A 15,536-nucleotide genomic window follows, 5' to 3' on the forward strand; every position below is an offset into this window, starting at 1 on the left:
GGAGGAGCATGCGCGGCTGAAGTGGCGAACATTTTCATCCGGGAGGAATCGATGAAAATACTGAAGACAGTCTCCGGCCTTGCTGCCGCCGCTGCCGTTTCCCTTTTTGCTCTGTCCGCATCCGCTCAGAACTATCCCGAGCGCAACATCACCATGGTCGTGCCCTTTGCTGCCGGTGGCCCGACGGATACGGTCGCGCGCCTTGTCGCCGAATCCATGTCGAAGGATCTCGGCCAGCAGATCATCGTCGAAAATGTCGGCGGCGCGGGCGGCACGCTGGGTGCCGGCCGTGTGGCATCGTCCGATCCGGACGGTTATACGGTCCTTCTCCACCACATCGGCATGGCCACCAGCGCGACGCTTTATCGCAAGCTTGCCTATGACACGCTGAACGCCTTCGAATATGTCGGTCTCGTCACCGAAGTGCCGATGACCATCCTGTCGCGCAAGAACCTCGAGACGACGGATCTCAAGGGTCTTATCGACTATGCCAAGGCGAACAAGGACAAGGTCACCGTCGCCAATGCCGGCATCGGCGCCGCCTCGCATCTGTGCGGCATGCTGTTCATGAGCGCCATCGAGACACCGCTCGTCACCGTTCCCTACAAGGGCACCGGCCCGGCCATGACCGACCTGCTCGGCGGCCAGGTCGATATCATGTGCGACCAGACCACCAACACCACCAAGCAGATCCAGGGCGGCACCGTGAAAGCCTATGCGGTAACCACGGCCAAGCGGCTCGACGTGCTGCCGGATGTGCCGACGGTTGTCGAAGCGGGCCTGCCGAAGCTCGAAGTGGGCATCTGGCACGGCATCTACACGCCCAAGGGCACACCTGCGGAAATCAACGAAAAACTCTCCAAGTCGCTGCAGGTCGCGCTGAAGGACAAGAACGTCGCGGCTCGTTTTGCCGAACTTGGCACCACGCCCTCGTCGGAAGGCGATGCGACGCCTGCGGCGCTCAAGGCCAAGCTTGAAAGCGAAATCGCCCGCTGGAAGCCGGTGATCGAAGCTGCCGGCCAATATGCCGATTGATGGACGCGGAATGACCGGCGGCATCGCGCCGCCGGTCGACCGTGATCATTTTAACAGGCGGACCGGTGTGATGCCGGCCGCGGTGGAGGGGCATCTTTCATGAAGTCGTTATTTAATGACCCTGCCGAGGCAGTCTGCGGGGCAATTTTTATGGGACTTGGCGTCTTTTTCGCCTTGCAGTCTTATGGGCTGGAGATCGGAACCGCCTTTCGCATGGGGCCGGGCTATTTCCCGCTCGTTCTGGCAATCATCCTGATCGTGCTCGGTGGCGTCATATTCCTGCGCTCAGCCCGCCCGGCCGGAGAAGGTATCGGAGCGATCGCCTGGCGCGGCATATTTTTCATCCTGCCCGCGCCCATCTTCTTCGGTTTCACTGTCCGAGGGCTCGGCTTCGTGCCGGCGCTTTTTTTCAGCGCCCTTATCGCAGCCTTCGCATCCCACAAGATGAGCCCGCTCATGGCGGTCATTCTTTCCGCGGCCATCACGGTCTTTTCCGTCGCTGTTTTCAATTATGGTCTCGGCCTGCCGTTCCAGCGCTTCGGCCCCTGGCTTAAATTTTGAGGTGCCGCGATGGACTTGCTCGATAATCTCGCTCTCGGTTTCGTCACTGCCTCATCGCTGGCAAACCTGTTCTTCTGCCTGATCGGCGTGCTGCTCGGCACCCTGATCGGCGTGCTGCCGGGCATCGGCGCAACGGCGACCATCGCCATGCTGCTGCCGATCACCTTTCAATTGGAGCCGGTTTCGTCGCTGATCATGCTCGCCGGCATTTATTATGGCGCGCAATATGGCGGCTCCACCACGGCTATCCTGATCAACATGCCCGGCGAATCGTCTTCTGCCGTTACCGCCATCGATGGTTACCAGATGGCGCGCAAGGGCAAGGCGGGCGCCGCTCTCGCCATTGCCGCCATCGGCTCGTTCTTCGCCGGCACGGTATCCACCTTCCTTGTGGCGATCTTCGCGCCGCCGCTGACGGCGATTGCGCTGGAGTTCGGTGCGGCGGAATATTTCTCGCTGATGGTCGTCGGCCTTGTGTCGTCCATTGCGCTCGCCCATGGCTCCATCGTCAAGGCGCTGGCCATGGTCGTCCTCGGTCTGCTGCTCGGCCTCGTCGGTACGGATATCTATAGCGGCACGCCGCGTTTCACCCTCGGCATCCGTGAATATGCCGATGGTCTGAACTTCGTGGCCGTGGCCGTCGGTGTGTTCGGCATCGCCGAAATCCTGCGCAATCTCGAAAATGAGCGCACCCGTTCGGTGCTGATCGCCAAGGTCAGCGGGCTGATGCCGACACGGGAGGATTTCAAAAAGATGATCGCGCCGGTGCTGCGCGGCACGGTTATCGGTTCGGCGCTCGGCATTCTTCCGGGCGGCGGCGCGATCCTCGCGGCCTTCGCCTCCTATACCGTAGAGAAACGCGTCTCCAAGAACCCGGAAGAATTCGGGCATGGTGCGGTTGCCGGCGTGGCCGGTCCGGAATCCGCCAACAATGCCGGCGCCCAGACCTCCTTCATTCCGCTGCTCACGCTCGGCATCCCGGCCAATCCGGTTATGGCGCTGATGATCGGTGCGATGATCATTCAGGGTATCGTGCCCGGTCCGAATGTCGCAACCGAACAGCCGGCGCTGTTCTGGGGCATCATCGCCTCCATGTGGATCGGCAATCTGATGCTCGTCATCCTTAACCTGCCTTTGATCGGGCTGTGGGTGAAGCTGCTGACGGTGCCCTATTATGTGCTCTTCCCCATCATCATGGCCTTCTGCGCCATCGGGGTCTACAGCGTCAATTCCAACGTCTTCGATCTCTATGCCGTCGCCTTCTTCGGCTTCATCGGTTACGTGCTGGTGAAACTGCGCTGCGAGCCGGCGCCGCTGCTCCTGGGCTTTGTGCTCGGGCCACTGCTGGAGGAGAACCTGCGCCGCGCCATGATCCTGTCGCGTGGCGATCCGATGACTTTTGTCACCCGCCCGATCAGCGCCACCCTGCTCTTCATTGCGCTTGCCGTGCTGATCGTCGTCTTCCTTCCAAGCGTGAAGAAGAAGCGCGAAGAGGTTTTCGTAGAAGAAGACTGAAACTGCCAAGGACTCGGATGCCGGCGATGGAAACATCGCCGGCTTTTTCCGTTTGCGGATCGGCCATGACGAATTCGCTTCACGAAAGCGACATATGGTTGACTCGCGCGCTTTTAAGCCCAAGGAAGGGCTGGAAAGAGAGGTCGATATGACGTCGGAAACCGAAAAACGGATCATCGCGCTCGAGGAGACGGTCGCGCATCAGGCGAAGGCGATAGAGGAACTGTCCGACCAGCTGGCGGAACAGTGGAAGGTGGTGGAGCAAACCCGCGCCAAGCTCGACCGATTGACGGAGAGGTTCCTGAGCCTTGAGGAGCAATCGCTGGAAGCGCCGTCCATCACCCGGCCGCCGCATTATTGACGGGGAAGAGCAGATGAAAAACGACACAGCCGCACTTGCCGCCGACATCGTCAGCTTCTGGAAGAAGGCCGGCCCGGACAAGTGGTTCGACAAGGATGCCGCCTTCGACAATCACTTTCACGACCGTTTCCGCGATGCCCACTTTGCCGCTGCTAGGCGTGAACTGGATGGCTGGCTGGACGGCGCGGAAAGCAGCCTGGCGCTGATGCTTCTTCTTGACCAGTTCCCGCGCAACTGCTTTCGCGGCACTGCCCACATGTATACCACCGACCCGCTGGCAAGGCTTTTCGCTAATGACGCGATCCGCCGCGGCCATGACCAGGCTGTGAGCGAGGATCTGCGCGTTTTCTTCTACCTGCCATTTTCCCATGCGGAGGATATGGCGGCCCAGCAGCGCGCCTGCGACCTGAACCAGCCGCTTGGCGGGCTTTATCTCCACCATGCCGAAGAACATCGCGATATCGTCGAGCGTTTCGGCCGTTTTCCGCACCGCAATGGCATATTGCTGCGGGAAACGACGCCTGAGGAACGGCAATATCTGGATGAAGGCGGCTTTTCCGGCTGAGCCTGAAACAAAAACGCCGCCAGTCCCGAAGGATGGCGGCGTTTCAAAAGCCTGGGACCGGCGGCAATCAGCCGTCGAAGAATTCCTTCATCCGGGCAAAGAAGCCTGTTGATTCCGGATTGTTCTCCTTGGAGGAGAGCTGCTCGAACTCCTGCAACAGCTCGCGCTGACGCTTGCTCAGCTTCTGCGGCGTTTCGATCTGGATCTGGATATAGAGATCGCCCGTCTGCGCCGAACGCAGAACCGGCATGCCCTTGCCCTTCAAACGGAACTGCTTGCCCGGCTGGGTGCCCTCCGGAACCGTGACGCGCGACTTGGTGCCGTCGAGCGTCGTGACATCGAAAGTGCCGCCAAGTGCCGCCGTCGTCATCGAGATCGGCACGGTGCAATAAAGATCGGCGCCGTCACGTTGGAAGAACTCATGCGGGCGCACGGACAGGAAGATATAGAGATCGCCCGCCGGACCGCCGCGCATGCCGGCCTCGCCCTCGCCCTGCAGGCGAATGCGGGTGCCGTCTTCGATGCCCGAGGGAATGTTGACCGAGAGCGAACGCTCTTCCGTCACACGGCCCTGACCATGGCACTTGCCGCAGGGGTCGGAAATCGTCTGCCCGCGACCATGGCAAGTGGGGCAGGTGCGCTCCACCGAAAAGAAGCCCTGCGCCGCGCGTACGCGGCCGGAACCTTGACAGGTGGCGCAGGTCTTGGGCTGCGTGCCGGGCTTTGCGCCCGAACCGGAACAGACGTCACAGGTGATCGAGGTCGGAACCCTGATCTGCGCCGTCTTGCCGGTGAAGGCCTCTTCCAGCGTGATTTCCATGTTGTAGCGAAGATCGGCACCGCGCTCGCGACCACCGGAAGATCGGCGCGCACGGCCGCCACCCATCATTTCGCCGAAGATGTCTTCGAAAATATCGGAGAAGCCGCCATTGGCGAAACCGCCGCCGCCAAAGCCGCCGCCACCGCCCATGCCGCCATTTTCAAAAGCGGCGTGGCCGAAACGGTCATAGGCCGCGCGCTTCTGCGGGTCCTTCAGCGTTTCGTAAGCTTCGTTGATTTCCTTGAATTTCCGTTCCGAGTCGGCATCATCAGGGTTCTTGTCCGGATGGTACTTCATCGCGAGTTTGCGGAAGGCGCTTTTCAGCTCTTTTTCGTCAGCGGTCTTGCTGACGCCAAGTGTTTCGTAAAAGTCTGCTTTCGCCATTAAGTTAACAAGCCCCGCAAATGGATTTCCGGCTGCACTCGGCAGCCGGATCTCTTGCATATGTTGTCAGAAGACGGGAAGCCGCCGATTATGCGGACTTCTTGTCGTCCTTGATTTCTTCATAGTCGGCGTCGACGACGTCATCCTTGCCGTCTGCGGAAGCGTCACCGGCCTCGGCCTGCTGCGCTTCGTAGATGGCCTGACCGAGCTTCATGGAAACTTCCATGAGGGTCTGGGTCTTTGCCTGAATGTCGTCGGCATCCGGCTCGGAAGCCTCAACGGCGGTCTTCAGGCTGGCAATGGCGTCTTCGATCGCCTTGCGGTCGGTCTCGGAGACCTTGTCGCCATATTCCTTCACCGACTTCTCGGTGGAGTGGATGAGGCTTTCGGCCTGGTTCTTCGCTTCGACACCGGCGCGGCGCTTCTTGTCGGCCTCGGCATTGGCTTCGGCGTCCTTCACCATCTTTTCGATGTCGGCGTCGGAGAGACCGCCGGAGGCCTGGATGCGAATCTGCTGTTCCTTGCCGGTGCCCTTGTCTTTCGCGGATACCTGCACGATGCCGTTGGCGTCGATATCGAAGGTCACTTCGATCTGCGGAACGCCGCGCGGCGAAGGCGGCAGGCCAACGAGGTCGAACTGGCCGAGCAGCTTGTTGTCCTGCGCCATTTCGCGCTCACCCTGCGAGACGCGGATGGTCACGGCCGACTGGTTGTCTTCGGCGGTCGAGAAGGTCTGGCTCTTCTTGGTCGGGATCGTCGTGTTGCGATCGATCAGACGGGTGAAGACGCCACCGAGCGTTTCGATGCCGAGCGACAGCGGGGTCACGTCGAGCAGCAGAACGTCCTTGACGTCGCCCTGCAGAACGCCGGCCTGGATGGCGGCGCCCATGGCGACCACTTCATCCGGGTTCACGCCCTTGTGCGGCTCCTTGCCGAACAGCTGCTTGACGACTTCCTGCACCTTCGGCATGCGGCTCATGCCGCCGACGAGAACGACTTCATCGATCTCGGAAGCGGAAACGCCGGCATCCTTGAGCGCTGCCTTGCAAGGCGCGACGGTGCGCTGCACGAGGTCATCGACCAGGCTTTCGAACTTGGCGCGGGTCAGCTTCAGCGTCAGGTGCTTCGGGCCGGAAGCATCGGCGGTGATGAACGGCAGGTTGATTTCGGTCTGCTGCGAGGACGAAAGTTCGATCTTCGCCTTTTCCGCAGCTTCCTTGAGGCGCTGCAGGGCAAGCTTGTCGTTCTTGAGGTCGATGCCGTTGTCCTTCTTGAACTCGGCCGCCAGATATTCGACGAGACGCATGTCGAAGTCTTCACCGCCGAGGAAGGTGTCGCCGTTGGTCGACTTCACTTCGAAGACGCCGTCGCCGATTTCCAGGATCGAAATGTCGAAGGTGCCGCCGCCAAGGTCGTAAACGGCGATGGTCTTGCCGTCCTTCTTGTCGAGGCCGTAAGCAAGCGCTGCCGCAGTCGGCTCGTTGATGATGCGCAGCACGTCGAGACCGGCGATGCGGCCTGCATCCTTGGTGGCCTGGCGCTGGGCGTCGTTGAAGTAGGCGGGAACGGTGATGACGGCCTTCTCGACCTTTTCGCCGAGATAGGATTCAGCCGTTTCCTTCATCTTCTGAAGGATCATCGCGGAAATCTGCGAGGGGGAATAATTCTTGTCCTGCGCCTTCACCCATGCGTCGCCATTGTCGCCCTTGACGATTTCGAAGGGAACGAGGGCCTTGTCCTTTTCGACGGTCGGGTCTTCATAACGACGGCCGATAAGGCGCTTCACCGCAAACAGGGTGTTGGTCGGGTTGGTGACCGCCTGGCGCTTGGCCGGCTGGCCGACAAGGCGTTCGCCATCGTCGGAAAATGCCACCATGGACGGCGTGGTGCGCGCGCCCTCCGCGTTTTCAATAACTTTCGTGTCCTTGCCGTCCATCACTGCGACGCAGGAATTGGTCGTGCCAAGGTCGATACCGATTACTTTTGCCATGCTCTTCTCTCCTTGAAGCGAGCTGCCGGAACCCCGTGAGGCATTCTTGTGGCAGCTCCTTGACTTGGATTTGCAGTATTCGCTGCAGTTCTGCGGCGTATATAAGGAGCGATTTTTCCTGCTGCAAGGCGCAAGAGAGGGGTAAGCGCAGCAAAAAAGCGCAAGAAACCCCTGTCTGCGCAGAAGCATAGCCGTCCATGCCTGCCGAAACGAAAAAACGCGACTTTGACGTCATGCTGTCCCGTCATCAGATGCGACGGCGGCGGGGGAGGGTGAGGTTCGATTCCGAAGCGGGTTTGGACCGCTCGCGATTATTGGGGCTTATGGCGAAGCCGAAGGGGCCTCACGCCTCGCGAAGCTTTCTCTTTTCAGTCAAGCCGAAAATGGCGTCGATGATCGTCGGGTCGAGTTCGCGTGGCATGTCGTGTCCCATTCCCTTGATCGGCAGATAAATCGCACCTGGAATCGAAAGCGAGGTATCACGACCGCAGGCTGGCAGGATCAAGGGATCATCAGTTCCATGAATGACGAGCGTCGGCACTGTGATCGTCGCCAGACGCGAGCGCCGGTCCCCGGTCACTGCCATGCCGGCGATCTGCCGTGCCACGCCGCAGGGGTTATGGTCGCGCTGCACCTCTTCCAGCAGAAGGGCGCGATGGGCGTCTTCGTCGAACGGATAACCCATGCCCGCAATCCGGCGCGCGAAAGCAAGACGTACAGCCAGAAACCCTTCCTGATCGATAGCGGGATCAGGGGCCGGGCGCATCATCATCGCCATGACATCGGGTGCTGCCTGCGGCAGGGCAGGATTGCCGGTGCTCGACATGATCGAGGTCAGGGAAAGGACACGGTTGGTGTGATCGCTGGCAAGAATTTGTGCGATCATGCCACCCATGGAGCGGCCGACGACATGAGCCCGCGCGATGCCGAGCGCGTCGAGAAGGCCGACGGCGTCCTTCGCCATATCGCTGAGCGAATAGGGGACGTCCGGCCGGCGTCCCGCCATCAATTCGGCCGCAAGAGTGCCGAAATCCGGCGTGGGAGAGGTGCCGAAATGGGTGGAATATCCGGTATCCCTGTTGTCGAAGCGGATCACGCGATATCCTCTCGCGGCCAGATCCTCGCAAAAGGGAATTGTCCAGCGGATCATCTGCGTTCCCAGCCCGGAAATCAGCAGGATCGCCTCATTCGCGGCATCACCGAAACTGTCCCAGGCGAGTTCGATGCCATTGGATTTTGCAATGTTCATGGCTGCCCTCCATCGGCAATCATTGGAACGACTTTCGTGACGGCGGCCTAAGACGGGGAGCGTGTCACGAATGCGCAGGATCGGTCGGGCCGAAGGCGAGACGCAGGGCGTAAGTCCTGATATCTGCGGGCCATGAGGCCAGCCGTTCTTCCAGCGCGGGGCGATCATCGGCAAAAAGGGCGCGTGTCGCCTCTTCGTAACCGGGCAGATTTCCCGCGATCGCCTGCATGAATCGATAGGCGGTTTCCTGCGCTGCCCGCCTTTGCCGGTACGGATCCATTGCTTTCCGGGCCTCGTCCACCAGGCGCCGTAGAGCGGCGGAAGCACCACCGGGCTGGCCTGCCAGCCATTCCCACTGCCGCGGCAGCAACGTCACCTCGCGGGCGACGACTCCCAGTTTCGGCCGTCCGCGACTTTTCTGATCCTGACCTTCCTCGGAGGGCGTGGCGTCGGAGATGTCGGCCTTCGGGCGATACCGTCCCGCCAATGTCTTGGGAGGCTGGGACAGCCGTTCAACGATCTCCGTATCGGTGCCGCGCAGATCGAGATCGACAACACGGCCCGTCGCATCGTCGAACACAAGCACTGTGTCGTCCGTCTTGCCTGATCGGCGGATTGCAATGGCCACTTCGGCCACGGGGCCGGCGAACAGCAGTTTATCGCTGGAAAATGCGGTGCAGGTTTTGCTCGAGGAATTGGACATATCGCGATCGCCGGAATGGATACGAGCTTAATACCCGGATAAAATAGGATCGTCAATTATACCCGGGTAAAATTAATGCTGTCGCCGTTCAAAAAATGCTCGTCCAGCATCAGGTGGAATTGAAGTCTGGTCAGGGTTTGGCAGGCGGCGGATAGGGAAGCTGAAAAGAGCGCAGCCAGCCGCGACGGGCGTCGCATCGCTGCTCGGTGGTGATTGATGATGCGCGGTGAATGGCGGGCAGCGCCCGACGAAGATGAGCACTATGAGACCATCATAGTCATCTGAAATTATTGAAGAATTTTCAAAGGATTCGGTCATCGGCGGTCATCGGCGGTGATCGGCGCCTTCTGGAGGTCTTTTGGCGGCGCTATCGGGCATTCGGCGGCCGTAGGAGCAGCATCGAATACGCAACTTAACGCCTTGCGTTAAGTTGCGTTGACGGCTTGGCGCGACTCGGTTATGGTTCGCCCAATGGAGATCGAGTTCGCAGACCAACAGTTGGCCTTAATTGAAACGGAGCGTGCAGCAGACACAAAGCTGCCGGTTGCCGTCATTCAATCTGCTCGGCAGCGGTTGAGCATAATCCGAGCCGCCCCTGATGTTCGCACCATGCAGAACTGGAGGAGCCTTGGCCTAAGAGCGCGAGCGGCGGGTTCTCCGGAGCATTTGGTGGTTTTAGCCCCTCAGTGGGCGATGGTCTTGCGGATTGAGGAAAAGAATAGTGCTATGACAGTGATCGTTAGGGCGATGGAAGAGCAAGCAAGGGGTGCCGCATAATGGCCGGCACCAACACCGTCGCAATCGATCCCCCCGGCGTCTTTATCAAGCTTGAGCTGGAGGTTCGTGGCTGGTCGCAACGCGATCTCGCTTTCATTCTCGGGCAGACCGAACAACAGTTGAATCCGCTTCTGTCAGGAAAGCGGGCTATCACTCCTGACATGGCGCGGCTGCTTGGCGACGCCTTCGATGCATCCCCTCAGTTCTTTCTGAACCTCCAAGGTCAATTTGATTTACAGAATGCGAAGGAACCTGATCCGGCCGTAAAAACCAGGGCGGAACTTCAAACCCTCTATCCTGTACGCGACATGATCCGCCGAGGTTGGATCCAGGATGGTGAATCCTCATTGCTTCAGCTTCAGATGGACCGATTTTTCGAAGTCGCCAATGATCAGGGGCCGAACGCGATCGCGTTTGCTGCCAAGAGGACGCATTACGACGAAACTCCGCCTCATCAGTTGGCTTGGGTGTTTCGGGTTCGGCAGCTCGCGAGCAATATTCCCGTGCGCGCGTTTTCGCCCGAAAAACTTCGCGACGCGCTTCCGAAGTTGCGGGCTTTAATGGTTGATCCTGAAGCCGTTGAAACTGTGCCGACTTTACTTGCGGAATGCGGTGTAAGATTTGTTGTTGTAGAGGCTCTGCCCAACGCGAAGATCGACGGTGTATGTACTTGGCTTGACGACCAATCTCCAGTGATCGGAATGTCAACTTTGTATGATCGCCTTGATAATTTTTGGTTTGTTCTACGGCACGAGATCGAACATGTCCTTGAGGGACACGGAAAACGCTCAATTGGTATGGTCGACCATCTCTCGGGAGATAATTCGTCTGATGAGAAGAATGACAGTGATGAAGAGCGCGTCGCAAATATGGCCGCTGCTGATTTCTGCGTTCCGAATCAGAAGATGGATTCCTTCTATGCTCGCAAGCACCCTTATTTCTCGGAACGGGACGTGATCGGATTTGCGTCGCTGATGGGCGTCCACCCAGGGATTGTGGTCGGACAGCTCCAGAAGCGAATGAAGAGGTATGATTACCTCCGTAAATATCAGGTGCCGGTCAGGCGTTATGTGGTGAATTCGGCTGTTACCGATGGCTGGGGCCACGTTGCCGAAGCGCATCTTTAGATTTCAATGATGGTGATGAATGGCAAAGTTTTCTGAGCAAATGCAGGCGATTTTTGATCGCTATACCGAAGAGGTAGATTCCTCTCCGGTATCGCTTGACAACGTCGCTGCTTGGGCAATCGAACAGGGACTTTACCGCCCGCAACCGCGCGACGTGGTGAAGCTTTGCCGTGAGGCGCTGGCCGAAAGCCTTCGGCAGGAGAAGCGGATCGACGCCCAAGGCAGGAAGTACAGAGCTAAACACTCTGTCCGAACCAATATCGGTGGCGTTCAATTGAGCCTATGGGCAGACATCGACAACGCACCGCGCTCGTTCATGGAAAAGTCTTTTAGTCAGCGTCGTAAGGCCATCGCGGACGACTGCTTCCAGGTTAAGCAGGATGTCGATCACTTCAATGATGAGAACCCCACTGAATTGCCCATTCAGATAGTGCTCGATTTCACTGACGACGTTGCCGAAATGGAAGCTGCCGCACGTCACGATAGAGATGATGACGAAGCCGCTTGATCGCCTGCTCTCCATGGATGGAGAGTTGGCGATTCAACTTAAGTCATCGAGAATGTTCGGACGCCTGCCTTTTCCAGCAAACGGTATAGCGTCGCAATTTTGCTTCGTGTGCCTCTGCGAGCGCAGTAGGTAAAGACAACCCGTTGCTTCGCGCGCGTGAAAGCGACGAAAAACCCTGCCGTGGCTTCGATCTGATCGTTGGCAAAACTCCACCATGCGCCATCGTCCAGGCCGACGAAGATGACGCTGTGGTATTCAAGCCCTTTGCTCTTATGGATTGTCATTAGAGGTATTGCGTGGACGCCTTCATAGGCGTCGAGCGCCGTTGACCAGTCGCCGCCGCTGGCTGACGACGCGGATAAATGCACGGCAGCGGCGTCCAACACTTTTTCCAGCCAGCCTCCCTGACCATAAGCGGGGTGAACTGCAATCAGCCGATCTCGACCCACGAATGATACAATGTCATCAATGATCGCTCGTGCCGCCGCCTTCAATTTCGGCGGGGTAGGATGCGTTTTGGATAGATTGATCGCATAGGCATCCAACTCGCGGGCAAGTCTGGACTGCGCGGCTTCGTCATCCGGCGTGATGCCTTGCAAGGCCGCAAGCGCCTCTTGGCATTCCGTCCAATACCGACCAGCGCGGTTGGTCATAGCGAGGCGCAAAATGGTAATTGCGAGCTCAGGCGCTTCTTCCGCCAGCAACTCTTGTAGCATGACCGCCCCAACTGTTCCGGCCTCGTTGCGCAGGGGAATTCCGGCTGCATTGAAGGCCGGCTCAAGCACGGCTGCATAGTCGGGCGCCTTTTGCCGAACCAGCAAAACGAAATCACGCGGGCCGAGGTTGTGTGTCTTCATCTCAGCGGCAACGAACGCAGCCAAGCGAGCCGCCTCGACCTCCGGTGTGGAGAAATCCCAGATCGCGCAACTGTCTCCGGCGATCGTGCCCGCAGTCTGCGAGATTGGTGCTACGGCGCGAGCGTCCAGAGCCTGTGCAAGGACATGCTGGATGCGCACGAGTTCTGGCGAAGAGCGATAGTTGTTATAGAGCGGTGTTCGCTTGCCGGCGAAATCGGCATCAAAAGCGGCGAACGGATCGTCCATCGCCATTGCCCAGCGCATGATCTGCTGCTTATTGTCGCCGACGGCAGTTATGGTCGTATCGGTACCCAAGAAGATCGTGCGAACCAGATCATACTGAATCTGTGTCGTATCCTGAAACTCATCCATAAACAGATGCGAATAAGTCAGGCGAAGCGCGTCGCGCGCCATCGGATTGACGCGCAACAGGAGTTCAGCGAGCCGGCCGATCATGGGGAATGACAGGACGCTTTTCTTCCCCTCATGGAGTGACGTTTGCCAAAGTCGATCCGCCGCCCACTGGCCGACTGTCGGATTTGACCAGGCATCCAACGGTAGCGGTGATCCGACCAGATGACGCCGCTCAAAGGTTTTCACTGCGATGCCTTGGAGGTCAGCGTAGGTGCCCACTGATGCGGGAGGTGTGCCGACCTGCTGATACAGGAAATCGCGGTAATCCCGATCGTTGGGAAAAATGATCTCGTAGTCGGGGCGTGGACGCCAGCGATCAGGAAGCGCCTGTCCAAGGCGGTCGATCAATCCCTTGGCAAAGGCGTCGAACGTCATGGAGTCAAAGCGCCCGGCGTGATTTCGATGGCAGCGCTGACGGACGCGCGCAGCGAGGTTCGTTGCGGCGTCACGCTTAAAGCTGATCGCGAGAATGCGCCTTGGCGGCGGCGCTTCGCCGGTCTGGAGGAGATAGGCAGCGCGTTGCGCCAGCAGTTCGGTTTTGCCCGCACCGGGGCCGGCGATAACGGATCGGTTGTCCGTCGAACGCACGACCTTGAGCGCATTCGCTTCGAGTGCGTCTACCCCCACGGGCTTCCAATCATCCGGCCGAACCCGTCGCGAGAGCACCGCCATGGCTAATCCCGCCGCAACGACTTGGAGATATGCTGGAGAACCTCAGCCAGAACCGGAGGCATGTTCTCAGCCAAGTCCTTTTTCTTAATGTGCGTCAGCGCAGCAAGGTGTGTCGCCGGCTTGCTGTTGGTGAGGAAATGATAGCGATAGGCGGGGAGCAGCGCCGGATAGTCCTTGAACGGACCGGTGTAGATGGTGGTTCCTGGCCCCGCCGTCCCGAGCACGACTTCCGCCGCCTTATCGGCGGTCATTTTCGGCCCTCCACCCTTGGGAATGATCGCCTTGTATGCATCGGGGAACGCTTTAAGCATGGCGAGATCGAGATCGAGCGGTGCCGAGAAGAAGACCCCATGCGGCTTCAGATTGCCATTTATCCAAGCGAGAAGATTGCCGTGTTCGCCTGAACTCTCCCAAGTGTGCATTCCGGCAAGATCGGCATCGGGTAAGATGCCTTTATCGATCTTCAGAAGTGCAGCTTTGGACGCGCCAAATTCGATCAGCTTTTCGATTGCCGTCTTGACCCGCCCAAAACCGCCGCCTTCGCGACCAAGATCGAGATCCAGGAGGGTAGCGTGCGGAATACCCAGATGTTTCAGCAACCGCCAAAAATGTTGCACATGCCGTCCGCCTAAGGGGACGATCGCAACAAAGGCCGGATCGATCAGGAGATCGAGCGCCTCGGCCAGACGAGGCAAAACGATCCGCTCGGAATCACCTTCGACCAGCAGGACGAATCGCGCGAAGTAAAGTTCGGGATAGGCCAGCATCGCGCCACGGACGAATTTGGCGGTCTCATCGACGCCTGCCGGCATCTTGATCTTTTTGACCGTCGAGACACGTGTCTTCGGGTCACAGCGGCAGTAGCGAACCTCACGCGGATCGACACGGCTCAGAACCGCCGGCGAATGACTTGTGACTATGGCCTGTGCGCCACCTGCGTCGGTCAAGGAGCGAACTTGGCGAATGATCCGGGCGAGGAAGTAGGGCGAGAGGTGATTTTCCGGCTCTTCCAGCGCAAAGAGCGTCAGCGCAGGAATGCGTAGCGTGTCGTCGCGGAAGCCCTCGACCGTTCCGGCGACCACTTTGCGCTCCAAATCGAAAACGGCTGCGGCCAGCGCAAAATAGAAGAGCGATTGCTGTCCGTCGCTGAGGGCATCTAGGCCGCGTTCCTGGCCATCCGGTCCCTGCTCGAAGATCACGGCGATCTTGTTGACCACCTCCTCAAAGCGGCGGCTGACCAGGCTGAGCCGCGGTTTCGTATCGACAACATCATCATGGAGGCCCGACCAACGCGTTTGCAGGGCTTTCCCGATCGCGGCGATGGCCGATTCCTCCTCGAACGCAGTCGCCAGATTCTCGGAAGCCTCCTCCACCGCCTCCTCGGTTTCGGATGACCATTCAATAGCCCGGAGCAGACGAGCAGCGAGCGCGCCTGTCGTAGCCTTAATTTGGGCAGTCGCGTCCCTGCTGGCGGGCGTATAATAAAGCTGGATCAGGCCCCGATCCGCTGCCGAGACCGGGTGGCATTTGTCTTCGGCCGGATCGTCGTCGAGGGTATCGACCCAAAACAAATCTTGGGAAACTTCGCCCTCGATGGTCCCGTCATCCTCCCATCGCGCTTCGAGACGCAGCCGACAAACCGGATCATCACCGGCTCTCGCAATCTGCATGTGCCGGAACGACGGCGCGATAGTCTCCGGCGTCGCAGTACCATCGGCCAGTTCAGGCAAGCCGATCAGCACGTCGATGAACATGTCCTTTGGTTCACGGTCCTCGGGATCGTCATCTGCGCCAAGATGAAAATCGGATCGCAGAACGGTACGCTGCGCACGGGACACGCCGAACAGCTTCGACATGGCATGCAGCAGCGCCGTCTTGCCCGCTGCGTTCGGACCAACGACAGCCGTAATCTCGGATGCGATCGGCACGGTTATAGGGTCGGGACCAAAACAGCGGAAGCCGGACAGGGTTACGGATTCGATACGCACAGGCTTCCTT

13 protein-coding genes are annotated in these 15,536 nt (G+C 59.1%); 7 read left to right on the forward strand and 6 right to left on the reverse strand.

What is annotated here, in order from left to right:
- The first annotated feature begins 51 nt into the window (after nt 1-51).
- From N5D22_RS04230 to N5D22_RS04250, 5 genes are all read left to right on the forward strand, one after another.
- Nucleotides 52-1,035 (forward strand): tripartite tricarboxylate transporter substrate-binding protein, encoded by a 984-nt coding sequence (locus tag N5D22_RS04230; RefSeq protein WP_279654530.1) that lies wholly within the window; start codon nt 52-54, stop codon nt 1,033-1,035.
- A 99-nt stretch (nt 1,036-1,134) separates the two neighbouring features.
- Nucleotides 1,135-1,596, forward strand: coding sequence for a tripartite tricarboxylate transporter TctB family protein (locus N5D22_RS04235; RefSeq protein WP_279654531.1), 462 nt, complete (start codon nt 1,135-1,137; stop codon nt 1,594-1,596).
- Between the two features lie 9 nt (nt 1,597-1,605).
- Entirely contained in the window at nt 1,606-3,111 is a 1,506-nt protein-coding gene (locus tag N5D22_RS04240; RefSeq protein WP_279654532.1) for a tripartite tricarboxylate transporter permease, read from the forward strand.
- 148 nt (nt 3,112-3,259) lie between these two features.
- Nucleotides 3,260-3,472: a SlyX family protein gene (locus N5D22_RS04245; RefSeq protein ID WP_279654533.1), complete on the forward strand. Its 213-nt coding sequence runs from the start codon at nt 3,260-3,262 to the stop codon at nt 3,470-3,472.
- Between the two features lie 13 nt (nt 3,473-3,485).
- Complete coding sequence (locus tag N5D22_RS04250; RefSeq protein WP_279654534.1) at nt 3,486-4,037, forward strand: DUF924 family protein; 552 nt, start codon at nt 3,486-3,488, stop codon at nt 4,035-4,037.
- Between the two features lie 67 nt (nt 4,038-4,104).
- Here N5D22_RS04250 and dnaJ read toward each other — a convergent pair whose 3' ends face one another.
- The 4 genes from dnaJ to N5D22_RS04270 form a co-directional block, all read right to left on the reverse strand.
- Nucleotides 4,105-5,241 carry a molecular chaperone DnaJ gene (gene dnaJ / locus N5D22_RS04255; protein ID WP_004439156.1) on the reverse strand — a complete coding sequence of 379 codons (1,137 nt, stop codon included), beginning with the start codon at nt 5,239-5,241 and terminating at the stop codon, nt 4,105-4,107.
- Nucleotides 5,242-5,329: 88 nt separating this feature from the next.
- The gene (dnaK, locus tag N5D22_RS04260; protein ID WP_279654535.1) at nt 5,330-7,231 is read right to left on the reverse strand and encodes a molecular chaperone DnaK; all 1,902 of its coding nucleotides are present in this window, start codon (nt 7,229-7,231) and stop codon (nt 5,330-5,332) included.
- 343 nt (nt 7,232-7,574) lie between these two features.
- Entirely contained in the window at nt 7,575-8,480 is a 906-nt protein-coding gene (locus N5D22_RS04265; protein ID WP_279654536.1) for an alpha/beta hydrolase, read from the reverse strand.
- Nucleotides 8,481-8,544: 64 nt separating this feature from the next.
- The gene (locus N5D22_RS04270; protein WP_279654537.1) at nt 8,545-9,183 is read right to left on the reverse strand and encodes a DUF2239 family protein; all 639 of its coding nucleotides are present in this window, start codon (nt 9,181-9,183) and stop codon (nt 8,545-8,547) included.
- 776 nt (nt 9,184-9,959) lie between these two features.
- Between N5D22_RS04270 and N5D22_RS04275 the strand changes: the two genes are divergently transcribed.
- The gene (locus tag N5D22_RS04275) at nt 9,960-11,087 is read left to right on the forward strand and encodes a helix-turn-helix domain-containing protein (RefSeq protein WP_279654539.1); all 1,128 of its coding nucleotides are present in this window, start codon (nt 9,960-9,962) and stop codon (nt 11,085-11,087) included.
- Nucleotides 11,088-11,106: 19 nt separating this feature from the next.
- Nucleotides 11,107-11,595 (forward strand): hypothetical protein, encoded by a 489-nt coding sequence (locus N5D22_RS04280; RefSeq protein WP_037131299.1) that lies wholly within the window; start codon nt 11,107-11,109, stop codon nt 11,593-11,595.
- A gap of 38 nt (nt 11,596-11,633) precedes the next feature.
- Here N5D22_RS04280 and N5D22_RS04285 read toward each other — a convergent pair whose 3' ends face one another.
- Nucleotides 11,634-13,538: an ATP-dependent helicase gene (locus tag N5D22_RS04285; RefSeq protein ID WP_279654540.1), complete on the reverse strand. Its 1,905-nt coding sequence runs from the start codon at nt 13,536-13,538 to the stop codon at nt 11,634-11,636.
- Nucleotides 13,539-13,540: 2 nt separating this feature from the next.
- Complete coding sequence (locus tag N5D22_RS04290; protein WP_279654541.1) at nt 13,541-15,526, reverse strand: AAA family ATPase; 1,986 nt, start codon at nt 15,524-15,526, stop codon at nt 13,541-13,543.
- Nucleotides 15,527-15,536 lie beyond the last annotated feature (10 nt).

Origin of the sequence: Agrobacterium sp. GD03872, from assembly GCF_029840625.1 — a bacterium.
Taxonomy (GTDB): Bacteria; Pseudomonadota; Alphaproteobacteria; order Rhizobiales; family Rhizobiaceae; genus Agrobacterium; species Agrobacterium fabrum_A.